Below are 19,494 nucleotides of genomic sequence, written 5' to 3'. Positions count from 1 at the left end.
TTGTCGAAATTGACAATATCAAAGTTGTCTATAAGCACATCCGGAAGGATGGCACGAAGGAGTCGTTCGGGTTTCATAAAACAAAGGTAAGCAAAGATAGCTAATTTTAAAACTTACCAACCAGAAATTTCCGCTGAGCCCTTTTTTATTGTTACCAATGCATCGTAAACCGTCATTCTGTGGAGGTACAGACCTTTCATGCGTACTTTTTGCGGGGAAAAAGCCTAAAACACCCTACTTTATATCAAGTCGAAACGATCTATAAGAAAATGGTATGTGGCTGAAAACAAGTAATTTATGTGGAAATGTACTTCAAAACATTGTGAGAGTATGAGAGCATGAATGAGAGCAATTTTTTTTATCCTTACTACATAAATCGTTAATAATAAACCTGTTATATATGCAGTGAGGGCATGAGGGTATACATGGCTCGAACTTTTCTTTGGAATATGCAAAACGGCTATATTCCACGATATAGGAATATATGCCGTTTTGATAGAGGGGAAATTTTTTATGGTATATAATTCCAATAATCCATATTTGTAATGATTTGAACTATAATTTTACGATCTCCTTCTCGTATTTCGTTGGGAGCATTCTGAGATGCATACGATATTTTTGCGCCCACTCCTTTTGCTTTTAACATTTTATTGGGAACTCCTTTCTTTATAAGTGCATTGACTACAGCGTCTGCACGTTTTTGGGATAGATCCATATTGTATTGTGATGATCCTTTTGCATCAGTACATCCTGTGATGAGATATTTTTTGCTTGTGTCTGTCAGCATAATTTGAGCTATTTCATCAATGATAGTAGCTGCTTTAGGAGTTATTTCTGTTTTATCAAACTCAAAATAGATATTGTTGAATAAATCACATAAAACATTGGGCTGGCTTGGAGTTTCTATAATTTGTTTCATGATTATAGGTTTTTCTATAACTTTTTCTATGATTTTTTCCACATATTGAATTTCCGGTTTGACTTTTAGGGATTTACCACCAATGCGCCACATCAATCGAATGCTTCCTTGCCATGAATTGGCTATATGTTTGTATGGCATGATGAGGTAGTCTCCTTGGAGTCCTATGCCAATGTTGTCATTAAGCCACATATTCACGCCTATTCCCAATGAAATAGGGATAAGATTTTGTTTATCTTTCCCTTCTTTAGTATAATCATTTGATAGATTCCATCCCATCTCCTCACTGTTGAATTCTTCCATCCCCTTATAGTTGATCTTAAAATTCTTGTACATATAGTTGGCTCCCATCCGTAGGAAAGGATCAATATAATTTGAATGGAGATATTCACCTAGACGCCACTGTAAACCGATTCCTGCCATACCTAGCCATCTTGATTCTTTACCGTTACGGACAGGATCGGAACTGTAGTCTAATGTTCCTTGTAAATCTAGATAAAAATGAGAGTTAAGTTCACGAGCAAAATATAGATTTCCTCCAAAAATAAAATCTTTTTTATTAGTACCTACAGTGTAACCGCCTTTATTATTAGTATGGAAATTAATGACATTAAAACGTGTCATTTGAAGTCCGGTTGCGCCTATACCTATTTCCCATGCTTTTTTATTATTATCGGCTGCTCCATTCTTTGCATTTTGTTGTGCATTTATAGGTAAACCGAAACATAATACTGAGGTAAAGCATAGTATGAGATGGATTTTATGTATATATATTTTCTTCATATTTTTATTCTTCATAGATAACTTGTACTTCGGGCAACTCATAAGAGCTGCTATAGTTTTCAATAATAAATGTTTTTTCATCCTTTCCTTTTCGGAGATAACCTTGATAATATCTATAGAAATATGAACTGTTGCCACTGTCAATGTATATGGATGAATTTAAAAATGGTGCGAATACTTTGAACGTTGGAACTTCTGCAGAAGATCTGTTATTAGAGCTTGATGCTTCTTGTGAGCCAGCTGTTGAGGTATATCTGAATGTGATATATGCCATTTTAAGTTTGCTGGCTTCTTCTTCAGTATATGCTATCGGTTCTACATAGTCCATTCCATTTTCTTTAACGACACGTGTGGTCGATGATTTGTAAATTCTTGTAAAGTCTATTTTTGAAAAATCCAATTCACCTTCAGCAGATGAGAAACTGGGTGCTTCTCCATTGGATATTATTTTTAATTTTAATGTTTTTAGCGTAGGTCCCATTTGATAAGGAGCTAATAAACAAACACCATTCCATTGGAAAGTTTCTCCATAATAAGGTTCTCTAGCTTTTACAGTGTAATAAACGTCACTTCCATCCCAATATTCAGATTGATTGTTTTTGAATTTTCCGGGATTTTCTTGAATGAACCGATAGGTATAAATATAGTAATAATATCCTCCATTATTTGAACTATAACTTTGGTTTGAATATAGTTTTTTGTCTGGCAAAATACTGTTGGGATTATTTTTGTCAGAGACTCTATATGCGTCTAAATTCCTTGAACCACTATTAGGTAAATAAGAAGGGATATTTTGCCATTGGTCTTCCGGATTAACTTTTCGTTGTATATAGAAATATAGATACTGATAATCGTATAATGAATTTGAATTATCGCGGAGGATCATTCTCATGCGTACTCTATTAGGAACATATGTGTTTTTAGCGGATTCTTGCGGCAACTTTCCGGCTAGGGTTACTTCTTTTACCGTTCCCCAGCGTAAGTTTATGTCTTGTATTTCGGGTAAATCTTCTTTAGGTACAATAAACTCTCCGTTTTCATTGGTAATGTAAGTTTTTTCCGCATTGATACCCGGCATGCCTTTTACTTGAGCTTTTGGTGCGATTTGTCCAGTTTCATCATATACTTTATAGAGTACACCTCCATCAGTTGTGCGTACATATTCACCATATTCTGATTGAGAATATTGTGCAATAACATTAGGTATGCCCTTAATGATGGTAACTTCTGTTCCCGGTTTTCCTGGTTCTCCGGGTTTGCCGTCTTTGCCATCTTCTCCGTCTTTGCCATCTTTCCCGTGTAGATAGTCATAAAAATCCTTTAACGTATTTTTTTCACAGTCCCATACTCCACCATTTTTGTGGTCAATAAGTGCATCTGTTGTACCGCAAAATTTAGCTAAGTCATTTTTCCACAGTTCATGTGCTGACAAACCATTGCTTCCGTTTATTCCGTCTTTACCAGCTAAATAATTGAAAAAATCATATTCTGAAACTTTGTCAGAAGGCCATTTTTGTCCTGGATTTTTAGGATCATTCATATTGCCTGTTCCTACAGTTTCTTTCCATAGTTCATAAGCGGATTTTCCATTGTTACCATTTGTTCCACTGAGGTAAGTGTAAAAATCTGCCATTGTAATTTTATCTTTGGACCATGCTGAATTATTTTTGTCTTTGATTTTATCATTTTTGACGTCATTTACCCATAATTCGTATGCAGATGCTCCGTTAACTCCTTTTTCTCCTTGAGCTTTTATTCTTGTATCAGTAGTACCTATCCACCAATTTCCGTTATTACCTATATGGGGAGATACGCCATCATCTCCTTTCTCTCCTTGAGCTTTTATTCCTGTATCGGTGGTGCCTATCCACCAGTTCCCATTTTTTATCACCGGGGTAAGTCCGTCCGCTCCTTTATCACCTTGTTCTCCTTTGGGACCTTGCACTGCAATCCCTGTATTGGATGTGCCTATCCACCAGTATCCGTCTTTAATGAAAGGGGTTAATCCATCGCTTCCTTTTTCTCCTTGAGCTTTTATTTTTGTATCGGATGTATTGATCCACCAGTTTCCATTAGGACCAATATAAGGGGATGTTCCGTCTTTACCATTTTCTCCTTTTTGACCTTGAGCCGGAAAATTTGTATCACGATTGCCAATATACCAATTACCATTTTCACCAACATGTGGAGTAATACCATTTTCACCATCTTTTATATTTAAATATAAAAAGAAATGTTCCATTGTTGTTTGGTCTTTGGGCCAATTTATATTGTCACCGGCAACAGATTGTTTCCATAATTCATAGGCGGAAAATCCGTCTTTGCCATTAATTCCATCCTTTCCATCTTTGCCGATAGCTTTGATTTTTGTATCTTTATTGCCGATATACCAATTCCCATTTTCGCCAATATGAGGTGATTCTCCGTCTCTTCCGCTAAGAAAATCCCAAAAATCGGCTTCTGTATTTTTTGAAGAAGGCCAAATGAGCGAAGGGGCATGAGGGTTGGTGACATTACCTTGGGTGATCAGGATTTTCCATTGATCGTATGCAGACATTCCATCTTTTCCTTTGTCTCCTTTTTCTCCTTTAATATAAACTAAAAAGTCTGCTAAATCAACTTGGGTGGAAGGCCAGTTTATATGACCGGTTTCAACTTCTTCTTTCCATATCTCATAAGCGGATTTGCCATTGGTTCCCTGAGGACCTTGGGGTAATTCAAAATCAATACTGCTGCACGAGAAAAAAAATGTGCAAAGTAGCACTGATAATACATAAATTTTGCATTTCTTCTTTGTATACATGACTGTAAATTATTAAAAATGAATTGTTCTTTGTTGTTACATATTGGATAAACTCCGTTCTGCTTTATTGAATATTGTATCGTTGGGGGGCATGCAATTTTATATTTTAGGTTATTCTGCTGTGTGCGATTTACATTATAATAATATTCACATTTTATTTGGGTGCAAAGTTCTATATTTGGTACTAAAAAGAAGTTGCGTATTTAAAAGATTTGTTTGCATATAATCAGTTCTTTCTTTTATATCTGCATAAAAAGGTTTCCTATTTTTCTAAATGTTCGTTTTGGGATAGTTTTAAATGGTAGATGCTTTATATGATTTTACAGAGGGGTATATGTGATAAGTTTTCCATATATTGATGGTGGATTATGATTAGGTTTTGTGATATTTGTTATTATAGATGTATAGAAACTCTTAAAATAGATCCATATACCGAGATCAGGAAACAAACTTATTATTAGCTTTAGTGTGTATGATGGAGATAAGTATATTCATAATTTTCAGGATGCGGGATGTTTGTTTAATCGTTTGCAGAAACTGAATATGTTTCAAGAGAAGGTGTATCTCTTGATTCTTCTCCTTTTTTACGTATTTCGTTAGGAGTAGCTCCGATATTTCTTTTACAGTAGGTTGTAAAATGGGAGAAAGTCTTGAAATGATAGTCCAGCATTATTTGTTTGATGGGTAAAGTACTTTTTTTTAATTTGAATTCAATTTCATAAGATGTTTGTTTTTGTAACCATTGATATGGTGTATCTCCATGGAAGTTTTTTTTGAATAACTGTGTGAAAACAGTATCATTATATCCACATAAAACAGCTAGTTCTTTGGCTGTTCTGCAAGCTTTGTAATGTGTCATGACGGATACGAAGAATTGAAGGTCGTTAGATAGCGCATCACGGAAAATGGAGGCAATTTCATTCTTCTTATAGCAAATTTTAAATAATGAGAACAATTCATATTCTTTGGCTCGATGTAAGTCGGGAATTTCTGTTCCATTTTTCATGTAATCGACCAGCAAATCTAAGTAGGAACGCATTAACGGATAAATGGGAAGGACTTCTACCGGTTTTACTTCTTCGATGGATATATCTTGCAGATACTCTATTGTTCTGCTATGTAGATAAGGAGCCACAATATTACATGCATGAATGACAAGTTGTACTTCATCCATTGCCTTGATTTTACATTGATGCAGGCTGCTGATGAAGAAAAATTCATTCTGCATTGCCATCAGAGGCATGGATTCTATATGATCTCTGAATAGGCATAATGACCCTTTTAGAACAAAACAAACTTGAAATTCATGGGTTTCGTTCAAGTTTTGGATAATCTCTCCTTTACTTATATGAAGACACCTGAATTGGCTGAATCTGGATAGCGCAAGAGGATCACGGTATAAATTCTTTAGTAAAAATAGCATTTCCATACATTATAAACATTTTAAGATAAAAAAAGTTTTGATACATCTATCCCGGACAAATATAACTTGATATTTAAAATGTTTTAAAGCTATAGGAGGAATATGCAACTAAATCATTGCTAATATGAAATTGAATCTTCTGTTTAAGAAAGAGTTTATCAACATATGAAATTATAAGGTATTTAAGGCCGGATGCTTTGGATGGTAGCTTATAAAGTGGAAGATGTTTACTGATTTTTTTTATGAGTGAATGTAAATAAGTGATTTGGAATGGAGATAAATCTAAGGATCTTTTTCTTATTGCAATGAACAATAAGGAAATTACAAATAAAAATCCGAATATAAGGCCGCTCATGTGATACTGATTACTAAGTATCGATTATATAAGTATTCCCCATCTTCGGGAGTATGGTTCAAAGTACAAAGCAACCATTGGCATAATGGATTATTTGTGTCGTGGGAACAATAGAAGTAAATAAGGAATGACGGACTACCTATAAGTAGGGTAAGTGCTGTCAGAATCTCTATTGTTCTATGATGAAGTGTCTTGTTCACAGGCATTTCATGATGTGTCAATTTAATCATGCTTGCTTTTTTTACAAAATTGGTTATAGAAATACATACTGATAATACCTATTAATGGTGATAATTTTCGGCTTTATACCTAAAAATAAGTACTCGTGTATTTTATTATGTATATGATTATCAGTAATAAAACCCCAATTTTTAGGTATTGTGTACTCTTGGGGGTAAGGGTAACTTTGCAACAAATTTGAAAACATAAAATAATAACTATTAATCAATAAAACTAAAGTATTATGAAATTGAAAAACTTTTTAGCGATGATGGCTATTGCATTGTGTGCAGTAGCATGTAGTGACAATGATGATAAAAAGGAAGATACCGTGATTCCGGCTCAGGAGGTTGCTGGTATTTACAATGGAACATTATCACTCTCAGTATCAGGAAATGATCAAGGAACGTCAGACAGTCAGGTGAAAATTACTGCGGAAGAAGGGGGAACTGTTCAAGTTCTTCTAGTTGGCGGTGCTGGTGAAGGAATGATGTCATTGCCGGATATTGCTATACCTGGAATTAAAGTGCATACCTCCGATAATGTCACTTATATTTTGCCGGAAAGTGCTGTTGATGTAACTGTTGGTTCTGTAAAATATACAGGAAGTTTACAAGGAACGATTAAGGATGAAAAGGCTGATCTGATCTTTACACTAAAGCCGGGAGCCATGCCTATGGCTATTACTGCGACTTTTGTAGGCACTAAATAGCATGAAAAGATATCTCTCTATTATAACCATACTGGGAATGATGCTTTTGCCATTCTCGGCATGTGATGGTATTTTGGAAGGAATATATGATAGTCCTGCTGCTTCGGATAGTAATGAATTGGGTTTTATAAGAACAGACCCTTCTACCCATTCGGGTACTATTTATATTGACGCTACTGATTATAGACGTTGGACTTTTATCGATTTCCATACACAAAAAGTAGATTCTGTAAATGTGACGGATTCTGAACAGAAAGAACCGGAGGAATGGGATATTGCTGTTCATCGTTATGATGTTAAAACCAATGCTGGAGCAGTATTGGAAACCGGTTTCACAGGTTTTTCCGCTTTACGGAATGCGGATGCGATGCCCGAAGGAGCCTATGTGGAGGATGTTTGGACTACCGCTAAGATAGCCATTGATATGTCAGGTATGATGGATGGTAATATTGTTTATATGGAATCCTATTATAATGAAGAACTATCCAAATGGTTGAATGTTGATAAAAGTAATATGCCACCTACCTATACTCTTTCAAACAAGGTTTATATGGTAAAGCTGAAAGATGGAACTTATGCGGCTGTTCGTCTCACAAATTATATGAATGCTAGTGGTGTAAAAGGCTTCATGACTATTGATTATATTTATCCGTTTGAATTGTAAACCGACATACGATATGCATAGACTACTCAGAAACGTGTGCTTGATACTGTGTTGGCTGATGGCGGTATCAGTATCAGCACAACGAATTATTTCGGGAACTGTATTTGATGAAAATAAAGAACCTCTGACGGGAGCAACAGTTTCCGTAAAAGAAAAAGTAACTTTGGGAACCACTACGGATACACAGGGAAAATACATGTTGAAATTACCCGATAATAGAGAATATACTCTACAGGTTTCATACATGGGGTATATCTCGCAGACTCATAAAGTGTCTGTCAGTAAAACAGGTAAAGTTGATTTTATACTGAAAGAAGATGCTGTAAATATGGAAACTGTAGTTGTAACGGGAACCCGTACTCCGAAACTCCTGAAAGATGTTCCCATTGTAACTCGTGTCATTACTGCCGATGAAATAAAAAAAGTAGATGCTACCCATATTGGAGATTTACTTCAGGCAGAACTGCCGGGAATTGAATTCTCTTATTCCATGGACCAGCAAGTTTCTCTCAATATGCAAGGATTTGGTGGAAATGCTGTACTTTTTCTGGTTGATGGTGAGCGTCTGGCAGGTGAGACTTTGGATAATATAGACTACAACCGATTGAATATGAGCAATGTGGAGCGTATTGAAATTGTAAAAGGTGCGGCTTCTTCACTCTATGGTTCGAATGCGGTAGGAGGAGTGGTAAACATCATAAGTAAAGTGCCTGCGGAGCCTTGGACTGTGAATCTCAATGGACGTTACGGGGCTTATAATGAGCAGCGTTATGGAGGAACAATAGGTTTCAATGTTGGAAAATTCAATAGTGTGACTAATGTACAGCATACCCAAGTAGATGAAAAAGATTTGGCAGATGGAAAAACAAATGAGGAAACGGAGGATTGGGCATTTAAAAAGGTGTATGGTGATAAAACTTGGAATTTCAAAGAACGTTTGGTCTATACTGCTAATGACCATCTGAAACTGACGGCACGTGCCGGATATTTTTTTCGTGAACGTGAGAAGTCACAGACTAGTAAAGACCGTTATCGCGACTTCAGTGGTGGGGTGAAAGGAAATTATGTATTGGATAAAGATAAGGATCTGGAAATAGCTTATTCTTTCGACCAGTATGATAAGAGCGACTACTTGCCGCAAGACGCTAATGATGTACGTGATTATAGTAATGTACAACATTCGGTTCATACTTTTTATAATCATACTTTTGTCGGTAAGCATATTCTCACCGTGGGTGGTGATTATATGCGTGATTATTTAATGTCCTATCAGTTTGCCAATAATGGAAGTAAACATCAGTATACAGTGGACGGCTTTGCACAGTTTGACTGGAACCCGACGAAATATTTCAATGTCATCACAGGATTACGTTTTGATTATTATTCAGATTCCGATATTAATCATTTCTCTCCCAAATTAGGACTGATGTATAAAATAGGAAACTGTTCATTGAGAGGTTCCTATGCCGGTGGTTTCCGAGCTCCTACTTTGAAAGAAATGTATATGAATTTTGATATGGCAAGTATTTTTATGATTTATGGTAATCCTGACTTGAAGCCTGAAACCAGCCATAATTTTTCTCTTTCGGCAGAATATATGAAAGGTCGTTATAATTTGACGGTGACAGGTTTCTATAATGTAGTTGATAATCGTATCACTACGGCGTGGAGTGAGGCGTTGAAAGGGCAGGTATATACCAATATATCAAATATCAGGATATCCGGTGCCGAGGCAAATGCTTCCGTCAAATATCCTTGTGGACTGTCGGCACGTTTATCTTACGCCTATACACATGAGAATATAAAGAAAGGGCAACCTGTCATTTCAAGTACTCGCCCGCATACGGCTACTGTCCGTCTTGAGTATGACAAGCATTGGAAGAACTATGCGTTTAATGTTGCTTTGAACGGACGCTTTCTGTCCAAGGTGAATACGGAGGAATATACTTCGAACACTTCTTATGAAGAAACTGAGAAGGTGACCTATCCGGCGTATACAATGTGGAAGCTTACGTTGTCTCAGAAAGTATGGAAAGGTGTTGATATGACTTTGGCGGTAGACAACCTGTTTAATTATGTCCCTTTCCGTTATTATAATAATTCGCCTGCTACTAAAGGAACAACTTTTTCAGCCGGTTTGTCATTGGATATAGAACAATTGTTCAAATGAAATTTGGCTGCTAATACTAAATAAACTATGTGATTTAAATAAAGATATGAAGAAGAAACAATTATTGATTGGCGGAGGGATAGCAGTCATCTTGCTGCTTTTGTTTGGTGTATGGAATCTTTGGTTCAGTGCAACTAAAGTGGCTTTCATCAACTATCAGGTAATCAGTTTAGGGCAGATATCTAAAGCTAATGACAATTCATTTATTAAAATCAGTGAACTGGGCACAGATGATCTGAACCGATTGGCCGGTTATGATATGGTATTTATCAATGCCATGGGATTAAGGATTACTGAAGAGCAACGTGCGCAAATACAAAAGGCAGCCGATGGTGGTCTGCCGGTATTGACTACTGCCGCTACCAATCCTGCAAACAAGATTATTTCATTGGATTCCATCCAAGCGGATATATTGAAACATTATCTGTCTAATGGAGGACGTCGTAACTATCGCAGTATGCTGAATTATGTGCGTGTGCATATTGATAAAAAACTATTCTCTGTGTCTGAACCGGAAGCCGTAATGAAACGTGCCGATGATGTGCTTTATCACATGGACCCAAAGAAACCCGAAGACGAAGAGTTGGGTTTCAATACGGTAGCCGGATACAATACTTTTCTGCAACATAACGGCTTGTGGAAAGAGAATGCTCCGCGTATTATTGTGACCGGTCCGATGGGTGAACCTTCCGGGCTTATTGCTAAATTGGAGGAAACTGGCAATATGGTTTATCCTATACGTTCCATGCGTTCTTTTATTCAGAACCATGGAATTGATTCTGTCCGTCCGTTTGCTATTATCAATATGGCGCATGGACGTATGGGTGAACCTATTGTAGATTATCTGGCGAAACAGAATATACCGCTTTTCTCTCCATTGAATGTAAATCGCTTGGTAGAGGAGTGGGAGAGGGACAAGATGGGGATGAATGGCGGCTTTATGTCACAAAGTATTGTTACTCCCGAGATAGATGGAGCTATCCGTCCGTTCGCTCTTTTTGGACATTATAAGGATGAGGAGGGTTTGCAACACGCTTATGCTATTCCAGAACGCTTGGAAACTTTTGTAGAAACAGTTAATAACTATATTGCTCTGCAGCGTAAACCCAATAGTGAGAAACGCGTTGCTATTTATTATTATAAAGGTCCTGGTCAGAATGCACTGACTGCGGGTGGTATGGAAGTGGTTCCTTCACTTTATAACTTGTTGCAGCGTATGAAACGCGAGGGCTACAAGGTGGACGGTTTGCCTACCTCTTCGAAAGAATTGGAACAGATGATACAATCTCAAGGAGCCGTATTTGGTTCGTATGCCGAAGGAGCTTTTGATCGGTTTATGGAAACCGGCAAGCCCGAACTCATAACAAAAGAACAATATGAGAGTTGGATAAAGAAATCCATTCGTCCTGAAATGTATGCCGAAGTAATAGCTGCCAATGGTGAATTTCCCGGAGCATATATGACTACTTCCGACGGCCGTTTAGGAGTAGCTCGTTTGCAATTTGGAAATGTGGTGCTCTTGCCACAGAATGCGGCCGGTAGTGGGGATAATGCATTTAAAGTAGTACATGGAACCAATGCAGCTCCTCCACATACTTATATTGCTTCTTATCTGTGGACACAATTCGGATTTAAAGCTGATGCGTTGATTCATTTCGGTACTCATGGCAGTTTAGAGTTCACTCCGCGCAAACAAGTTGCTTTGTGCAGCAATGACTGGTCCGACCGTCTGGTAGGTGCATTACCTCATTTTTATATTTATTCCATCGGCAATGTAGGTGAAGGGATGATTGCTAAGCGTCGTTCGTATGCGGGATTGCAATCTTATCTTACTCCACCTTTTATGGAAAGTAGTGTCCGCACCATTTATCGTGAACTGACTGAGGCTGTCAAAACATACAATAATTTACTTCCGGCCGATGGGCAGGCTGTACTGTCTACCGGAAATAAAGACGCTTTGAACCGTGCTTCATTGGCGGTAAAGAAACTCACGGTGAAACTGGGCATCCATCGTGAATTGGAATTGGATAGTCTTCTTACTGTTCCTTATGCCGAGGAAGATATTCAGCGTATAGAAAATTTTGCAGAGGAACTGGCAAATGAGAAGATTACAGGTCAGTTGTATACAATGGGGATTCCTTATGAACCCATTCGTATTACTTCCAGTGTGTATGCTATGGCTACCGAGCCGATAGCCTATAGTCTGTTGGCATTAGATAAACTACGTAATCGTGCGGACGGACAGGTAGAGAAACATCGCACTCTTTTTACTCAGCGTTATTTAGAACCTGCACGTGATTTGGTCACTCGTCTGTTGGCTGATCCATCGTTGGCTTCTGATGAATTGATTTGCCGTATTACTGGCATTACTTCCGATGAACTTGCTAAAGCACATGAAATCAATAAATCCCGTAATACTCCTCAAGGCATGATGGCCATGATGATGGCATTAGCTGAAGAAGCTCCGGCTGAGGCTAAAACACATGCTGATATGAGCAGTGGAATAATGCAGGCTGACCAAAGCGGATGTTCGAAAAGGAATAGCATATCCGGGTCTATGAAAGAGAAAATGAAGGAAATAGCGAAAGGTATGAATCCTGAGAAAGCTATGGAACTTGCAAAAAAAATGGGTGCAAGCCCTGAAGCTTTAAAGAAAATGGAAACAGGAATGTACAAGAGCCGTGCTGTAGGTATGAATACACTGGCCAAAGATACGGTTACAATGAAAACAACTTCTCGAGGAAAACGTGAAAAAGCGGATAGTGATAAATTCGGAGGCATGGAAGCGATGATGAAAGCTATGATGTCCAAGAAAAAAGAATATTCTAAAGAGGAGATGAATTTTGCTTTGGCTGTCGTGGAAGTAGAACGTACCTTGAAGAATGTGGGCAATTATAAGAGTGCCCTTTTGGAAAGTCCGGAAAGAGAATTGACCTCTATGGTGAATGCGTTGAACGGAGGATATACGCAGCCTTCACCGGGTGGTGATCCCATCGCCAATCCTAATACATTACCTACAGGACGAAATCTTTTCGCTATCAATGCTGAAGAAACTCCGTCGGAATCTGCATGGGAAAAAGGAAAACAATTGGCTGACAACACTATCGAAATGTATCGCCGTCGTCATAATGACTCTGTTCCTCGTAAAGTAAGTTATACATTATGGAGTGGAGAATTTATAGAAACCGGCGGTGCTACTATTGCACAGGTGCTTTATATGCTGGGTGTAGAGCCTGTTCGTGATACGTTTGGGCGTGTGACGGATCTTCGTCTGATTCCTTCTGCTGAATTAGGCCGTCCTCGTATTGATGTGGTAGTGCAGACTAGCGGGCAGCTGCGAGATATTGCCGCTTCACGTCTGTTTCTTATTAATCGTGCCGTAGAGATGGCAGCCAATGCTAGAGAAGATCAATTTGAAAATCAAGTAGCAGCAGGTGTTGTGGAAGCTGAACGTGTATTAATAGAAAAAGGTCTGACTCCAAAAGAGGCCCGTGAAATGTCTACTTTCCGTGTGTTCGGAGGAGTGAATGGTAATTATGGTACGGGTATACAAAGTATGGTGCAATCTGGTGACCGTTGGGAAAGTGAAAAGGAAATCGCCGATGTTTATTTGAATAATATGGGTGCTTTTTATGGTAGTGAAAAGAATTGGGAAACTGTTCGCCAATTTGCTTTGGAAGCTGCTTTGACACGTACGGATGCGGTTATTCAGCCACGTCAAAGCAATACATGGGGTGCATTAAGTCTGGATCATGTGTATGAGTTTATGGGAGGTATGAATCTTGCTGTCCGTAATGTGACCGGTAAAGATCCTGATGCATATCTGAGCGACTATCGTAACCGTAACAATGCCCGTATGCAAGAGGTGAAAGAAGCTATTGGTATAGAGAGCCGTACCACAATATTCAATCCTGCTTATATTAAGGAAAAAATGAAAGGGGAGGCCGGCGCAGCTAATACTTTTGCTGAGATTGTGCAAAATACGTATGGTTGGAATGTCATGAAACCTCAGGCTGTTGATAAGGAAATGTGGAATGAGATATATGATGTGTATGTAAAGGATAAATTTAACTTGGGAGTGCAGGATTATTTTGAAAAGCAGAACCCTGCCGCTTTGGAAGAAATGACTGCGGTAATGATGGAAACTATCCGTAAAGGAATGTGGCAGGCTAGCGGGCAACAGATAGCGGATATTGCCAAACTACATACCGATTTGGTGAATAAATATAAACCGTCTTGTTCTGGTTTTGTTTGTGATAATGCTAAATTACGTCAGTTCATAGCTTCTAAAACGGATGCACAGACTGCATCCCGGTATAAGGAAAACATCAGTCAGATACGTGAAGTTGCTGCTTCAAAAGAGCAAAAGGGTATGGTGATGAAAAAAGAAGAGATGAATACAGTCGGTACGGAACAACAGACGAATACGGTAAGCAATACTGTTGTTTGCGTTGTAGTGGTGGCTGCAGTTCTTGTTTTAATTGTATTGGTGCGTTGTCGCCGTAAAAAAATGCAGGAATAACAGGCTATGGAAACAGTTGTAGTTGTTCTTATGATATTGGTCTGTTTCAATTTTATGATGAAACAGACATTTCGTAAACGAGGATCGGTTGCAGCAATAGCTGTTGTAGCCACCCTCTTTGTGGGACTGATGTGGCCATATGCTATTCAGCAGTCTAAGACACAGATTGCTGATTGGTTGGCAAATGTCCAATTGATGCTTGACACTTCGGTGGTGCTTACAGTGGAAGTTGCCTTACAGATGGCTTTTTGTATGTTGGCTGTTCATGTGCTTACTACAGGGCCTGTTAAGAAACGTACTCTTTGGGCTTACCGTGCTTTACGTTGGTTTCCGGGGATTTTGATATTTCCTGTCTTGTTTAGCGGATTGGTATATCTTATCTTCTCTTTTCCGGGTGTTTCCTTTTCTCTTGTCGCATGGAGTATGGCGGCAGGTGTATTGATATTGATTTCTGCAGGCACATTGTTTCTTCGTTATCTTTTGCCGGAAAAGGAATTACGGTTGGAGCTATTGTTCCTCACTAATGCATTGACCGCCATATTGGGAATTATTGCTACTGTAAATGGTCGTACCGCCGTAACAGGTGTAAGCGAGGTGGATTGGGGGGCATTGACCGGCTTGATAATTATGCTGGCAGGTGGAGGACTCATTGGATTGGTTATATATAAATATAGACGAATAAAAACAAACATTTAAAACTTACTGACATTATGAATCTTATATCAGACATTCTGTTTTGGATTTCGAACGGACTTTTAGTCCCTGTTGTTGTATTGCTTATTATTCTTTTCATCCGTTCGCTATTATTGATAGGCAGTTTTTTCGGGCAGTATCTGGCTATTCGGCGTACGGATGCGTTGTTGCGTCAACAGCTTGATACACTGACTATAGATACTTTGCCCGAATTGGAAGGCAAACTTCCTGTGAAGTCGAACTCATTAGTCATTGCGTATATCCGTCGGGTGTTGGAGTCAAAAGACCGTCCGGCACATGTGCAGCGCCTGTTGGCTGATTTTGAAATTACTGCTGATAAGGATTTGGCTATTTCAAAAACATTGACCAAGATGGGACCGATGCTTGGATTGATGGGTACATTGATTCCAATGGGACCTGCTTTGGTGGGACTTTCTACTGGTGATATCGCTTCTATGGCGTATAATATGCAGGTCGCTTTTGCTACGACTGTAGTTGGTCTGTTTTCTAGTGCTATCGGTTTCATAACCCAGCAGGTGAAGCAACGCTGGTATTTACAGGATATGACCAATCTGGAATTCCTTTCTGAATTGCTCACTGAAAAACGTACAGCTTGAGATGAAACGTAATTTATTAAGAAAAGAGGAGGATAGTGACCCGATGAGCGTGGTCAGCAATCTGTTTGATGTGGCGATGGTGTTTGCTGTAGCGTTAATGGTGGCCTTGGTTACCCGTTATAATATGACTGAAATGTTTAGTCAGGAAGATTTTACGATGGTGAAGAATCCGGGTAAGGAAAACATGGAAATCATAACCAAGGAAGGGCAGAAGATTAACCGTTATACCCCTTCTGAGGATCAGGATGTCAAAAGCGGCAAGAAAGGAAAAAAGGTGGGTATTGCCTATGAATTGGATAATGGAGAAATCATTTATGTACCCGAAGAATAAACTTGTATAAAGGAAAGGGAGGATAAAGTCAAAACTAGAACTTGCCATTTTATATAGCCGAACAGAATTTATTTGAGAAATATAGGGCAAATAAAGTAACTTGACTTCGTGAGCCAAGTAAGTTAAGTGAAAGTGTCAAGTAAGTTAAGTTACTTGCCCAATGCACTTAAGTTACTTTTGAAGCTATCGGGGATTCATCCATCCTATTTTCCACAAATTAATTCTGTTCGGCTTTTAGTTTGAAGTACCTTTATTACATACATATGTGTGGTCCGATATATATATGTATGTAATAAAGGTATTTTCCCTTTTTCTAGTATCGGTTGATAACTTTTTTTGCTTTGTTTACGGCAGTGGTAGGAGCAATCTTATCCATGCTTGATTCATCAAACATTTTCAAGGTTTTGTCTATATTCTTAATAGCTCCTTTATTGCCTTTTTCTTCAAATTCTTCTTTCAGAATGCGTACTTTCTCAAAAAATTGTATTCCTTCTGTCAGGCGTTCCAACCGGATGGATGAACGGGCGCCCGGATAAATCATATACGTGTCTCCGGCAGCCCAAGCTGTGAAACGGCTGTCTTGTAGGGGATTTTTCACCCAGCTGTTTAAAGCCCAACGAAGATATCCGTCCAGATTTTCTTTCGCACTATGCCATGCCAGCCATTCAGCTTCGGCAGGTTCGCTGAAAGTGAAAGTGTTGGGGCGGGGCTCTGTGCAGCAGGTATAATAAGTAGTTACTTTGCCTGCCTTCCGGCGCGCTTCAATCTCTTCGGGAGCAAATTTCTCGGCAATGGTGATACAATAGTCATTCAGATCATCCAATAGTTCTTTGTGATAAGTTCCTGCCAAAGAAACTTTAAAGTCTTTATCAGCCTTACGGATCACTTTCAGTGTTTCCTGCATGTCCTTCATCGGGCGTTCGTCCATCGCAATGTGAGTGATATCGAACCAGCCTTTTGCTTTCAGATGCTTTGAGAAATCTTGCAGCATATTCATCCAAAATTCTTCATAAGCAACTTCACCCGGTTTGGCGTCCAGAAATTTGAAAGAGTTGCTAGCCTGATCAAAATATTGGAAAGAAAGGCGCCAGGGAACCATAGAATAGCAACTGATTTGTTTTTTGACACCAAGATCCATCATAAATTCCACCCACTTGTCGAATACGGTATAGTCAAAATACCAGGTTCCATCCGCTTTTTTCAACCAAGTGACCATGCTTTCAAAAGCATCATAGGTCTGTCCGTTCCAGGGCTTGTGCATAATGGAGGCTGTGATTACCTTACCACCTGCATCGGCATACAGTTTCATCAATGGGCGCATCAAATCGAAATGTTTTTTGCTGAACGGTTCCACATTGTAGTAACGGGATACTGCATAAGGGTTCTGCCATAAATCCAGATGGAAAGCCCATTCGGAAGGAGGAGGCAGAGTACGGTTCTTCACTTGGAGGTTCAGTTTTAATTCAGACAAGGTGATACCGTCGGCTTTCACTGTGACGGTTCCTGTGTATTTCCCGGCTTTAGTGCCCTGAGGGATGTTTACGCTGATCCATCCCCCTTGGGTGGAGTTGGCAGGAAGGGTTAGAGTAGGAGTGATATGGTCTATTACATCTGCTACTAAAGTTGAGTCAAAATCAGCACTGTTTCGATAGCCACATGCGCCCAAACCGTCTTTGTTCAGTTCATCGGTTATAACGTAACGGACAAAGCCTGTTCGGATATTCTCTTTACTGATGGTTGCACTGCCTGAGGTTAAATCGCTGACCATGAAAGTCAAGTCATTCAGCGCTTTGGGAGTCCATACTACCAGTTGGGCTGAAATTTTCTCACCTTTCCATGCAGTAAGATTCATACTTTTCTGCACACTATGGATGGGAGCCGGTTCCTCTTTCTTATAGCGGATGTCTGTGCTTCCCCAGCTGATTTGTGGAGCTGTAACTTTCGCCCATAAAGCGGGGTTGGTGGCAATAGGATTGGCTGCTTCCTGATAATATTCGGAAGTTTGGGCGTTCATACATACTGTTGACAACAGGAGAGCGCCTAGAAATAGGAGTTTTTTCATAGGTTATATAATAGTTAGTTGAAGTTACAAAGGTAACTCAGGGAGAGTTAATTTCCAAATAGGAACGGTGGAGTTTGCATAATTGCATAGGAATATTTATTTTTGACGAGTTATAATAATAAGGAAGATAGAGATGAAAAGAATGGTAAATGTGCTTTTTGCTGGTGTACTGGCTATGACTGTACTGTCCTGTGGCGAAGAGAAAAAAGGATATACTCTGCATGGAGAAATATCGGATGTTAAAAATGGAATGGTGTATCTGAAAAAATATCAGGATAAATCGTTCATAGCTGTGGATTCGGCTGTGATTACTGACGGTACTTTCAAATTTGAAGGTGTTTGTACTGAGCCATTGGCTTATGGGCTGACTACGTTCAGGGATAGCAAACGTCCGTTGGTATTCTTTTTAGATAACGAAAAGATGCAGTTGAAGATGAATGAATCAGAAAAGATACTGACAGTGACAGGTTCTGCCATTAATGATCTGTATGCACAAAATGCTCCTTTGACTCGTCAGGATGGATATAGCATAGATAGTCTGGTTGCTGTTCACCCGGCATCTGCTGTTACCCCTTATTTCATAGTGAAGGATTTCGCTTATAAGTTGAATTTGGAAGAAATGAAGGCATTGCGTGCCAAACTGGATGCTTCATTGGATGAAACCATGTATGTCAGTCAAATAGATGGCTTTATCAAGCGGATGGAAGATATTCAGGTCGGTGCTGTGGCTCCGGATTTTACATTGCCCGATGTAGACGGTAATCCTGTCACATTATCCGGTTTGAGAGGAAAATATGTACTGATTGATTTTTGGGCTTCCTGGTGTCCTGATTGTCGCAAGGAAAATCCGAATATTGTTGCTGCCTGGAATAAATACAAGGATAAGAATTTTACTATTTTAGGAGTTTCTTTGGATCGTAAGAAAGAACCTTGGTTGGCCGCTATTGAGAAAGATCAATTGGCATGGACTCATGTTTCAGACTTGAAGGACTGGAAATCGGATGCAGCCGTGCAGTATGCTATTCGTTGGATTCCTATGAATTTCTTGTTGGACCCCAATGGGGTGATCTTGGCTGTAGGATTGGAAGGGGAGGCTTTGCAACAAAAGCTGGATGAGGTTTTGAAATAACAAGTTTGCTGTAAGATTATGAAAATAAATGTACCAAAAGCCAGGGGTTACTGTTGGTTCTCCATTGGCTTTTGATACATTTTGTTGTCTTT

General features: G+C 39.0%; 13 protein-coding genes and 1 pseudogene. 8 read left to right on the top strand and 6 right to left on the bottom strand.

The window, feature by feature from the left end:
- From AB5062_RS17645 to AB5062_RS17625, 5 genes and pseudogenes are all read right to left on the bottom strand, one after another.
- A pseudogene (locus AB5062_RS17645) lies at nt 1-77 on the bottom strand (transposase family protein); the annotation flags it as partial.
- A 434-nt stretch (nt 78-511) separates the two neighbouring features.
- On the bottom strand, nt 512-1,702 hold the full coding sequence (locus AB5062_RS17640) for an OmpA family protein (protein WP_032952595.1): 1,191 nt from the start codon (nt 1,700-1,702) through the stop codon (nt 512-514).
- Between the two features lie 4 nt (nt 1,703-1,706).
- Entirely contained in the window at nt 1,707-4,505 is a 2,799-nt protein-coding gene (locus tag AB5062_RS17635) for a hypothetical protein (RefSeq protein ID WP_368326923.1), read from the bottom strand.
- Nucleotides 4,506-5,025: 520 nt separating this feature from the next.
- Complete coding sequence (locus tag AB5062_RS17630) at nt 5,026-5,934, bottom strand: AraC family transcriptional regulator (protein WP_005848809.1); 909 nt, start codon at nt 5,932-5,934, stop codon at nt 5,026-5,028.
- A 345-nt stretch (nt 5,935-6,279) separates the two neighbouring features.
- Complete coding sequence (locus tag AB5062_RS17625) at nt 6,280-6,513, bottom strand: hypothetical protein (RefSeq protein ID WP_005848808.1); 234 nt, start codon at nt 6,511-6,513, stop codon at nt 6,280-6,282.
- A gap of 233 nt (nt 6,514-6,746) precedes the next feature.
- Between AB5062_RS17625 and AB5062_RS17620 the strand changes: the two genes are divergently transcribed.
- From AB5062_RS17620 to AB5062_RS17590, 7 genes are read left to right on the top strand one after another with little or no spacing between them, the layout of a single operon-like run.
- Nucleotides 6,747-7,214 (top strand): calycin-like domain-containing protein, encoded by a 468-nt coding sequence (locus tag AB5062_RS17620; RefSeq protein ID WP_005839054.1) that lies wholly within the window; start codon nt 6,747-6,749, stop codon nt 7,212-7,214.
- 1 nt (nt 7,215) lies between these two features.
- Nucleotides 7,216-7,878, top strand: a complete 663-nt coding sequence (locus AB5062_RS17615) for an HmuY family protein (RefSeq protein ID WP_005839056.1) — start codon at nt 7,216-7,218, stop codon at nt 7,876-7,878.
- Nucleotides 7,879-7,891: 13 nt separating this feature from the next.
- Nucleotides 7,892-10,048, top strand: coding sequence for a TonB-dependent receptor (locus AB5062_RS17610; RefSeq protein WP_005848805.1), 2,157 nt, complete (start codon nt 7,892-7,894; stop codon nt 10,046-10,048).
- A gap of 46 nt (nt 10,049-10,094) precedes the next feature.
- Nucleotides 10,095-14,570 carry a cobaltochelatase subunit CobN gene (locus AB5062_RS17605; protein ID WP_032952556.1) on the top strand — a complete coding sequence of 1,492 codons (4,476 nt, stop codon included), beginning with the start codon at nt 10,095-10,097 and terminating at the stop codon, nt 14,568-14,570.
- 6 nt (nt 14,571-14,576) lie between these two features.
- Nucleotides 14,577-15,266, top strand: coding sequence for a hypothetical protein (locus tag AB5062_RS17600; protein WP_032945923.1), 690 nt, complete (start codon nt 14,577-14,579; stop codon nt 15,264-15,266).
- Between the two features lie 14 nt (nt 15,267-15,280).
- On the top strand, nt 15,281-15,880 hold the full coding sequence (locus tag AB5062_RS17595; protein WP_005839065.1) for a MotA/TolQ/ExbB proton channel family protein: 600 nt from the start codon (nt 15,281-15,283) through the stop codon (nt 15,878-15,880).
- A gap of 1 nt (nt 15,881) precedes the next feature.
- Entirely contained in the window at nt 15,882-16,211 is a 330-nt protein-coding gene (locus AB5062_RS17590) for a DUF2149 domain-containing protein (RefSeq protein ID WP_005839066.1), read from the top strand.
- Between the two features lie 313 nt (nt 16,212-16,524).
- Here the strand turns inward: AB5062_RS17590 and AB5062_RS17585 are convergent, their stop codons facing one another.
- Nucleotides 16,525-18,273 carry a DUF4091 domain-containing protein gene (locus AB5062_RS17585; protein WP_005848801.1) on the bottom strand — a complete coding sequence of 583 codons (1,749 nt, stop codon included), beginning with the start codon at nt 18,271-18,273 and terminating at the stop codon, nt 16,525-16,527.
- Nucleotides 18,274-18,406: 133 nt separating this feature from the next.
- Between AB5062_RS17585 and AB5062_RS17580 the strand changes: the two genes are divergently transcribed.
- Nucleotides 18,407-19,402, top strand: a complete 996-nt coding sequence (locus AB5062_RS17580) for a TlpA disulfide reductase family protein (protein WP_005848799.1) — start codon at nt 18,407-18,409, stop codon at nt 19,400-19,402.
- Nucleotides 19,403-19,494: the final 92 nt, after the last annotated feature.

The sequence above is a fragment of the Phocaeicola sp. RTP21359st1_B8_RTP21360_211022 genome (assembly GCF_040911965.1).
In the GTDB taxonomy this organism is placed as follows: domain Bacteria; phylum Bacteroidota; class Bacteroidia; order Bacteroidales; family Bacteroidaceae; genus Phocaeicola; species Phocaeicola vulgatus.
This window is presented reverse-complemented; position numbering and strand designations above follow the sequence as displayed.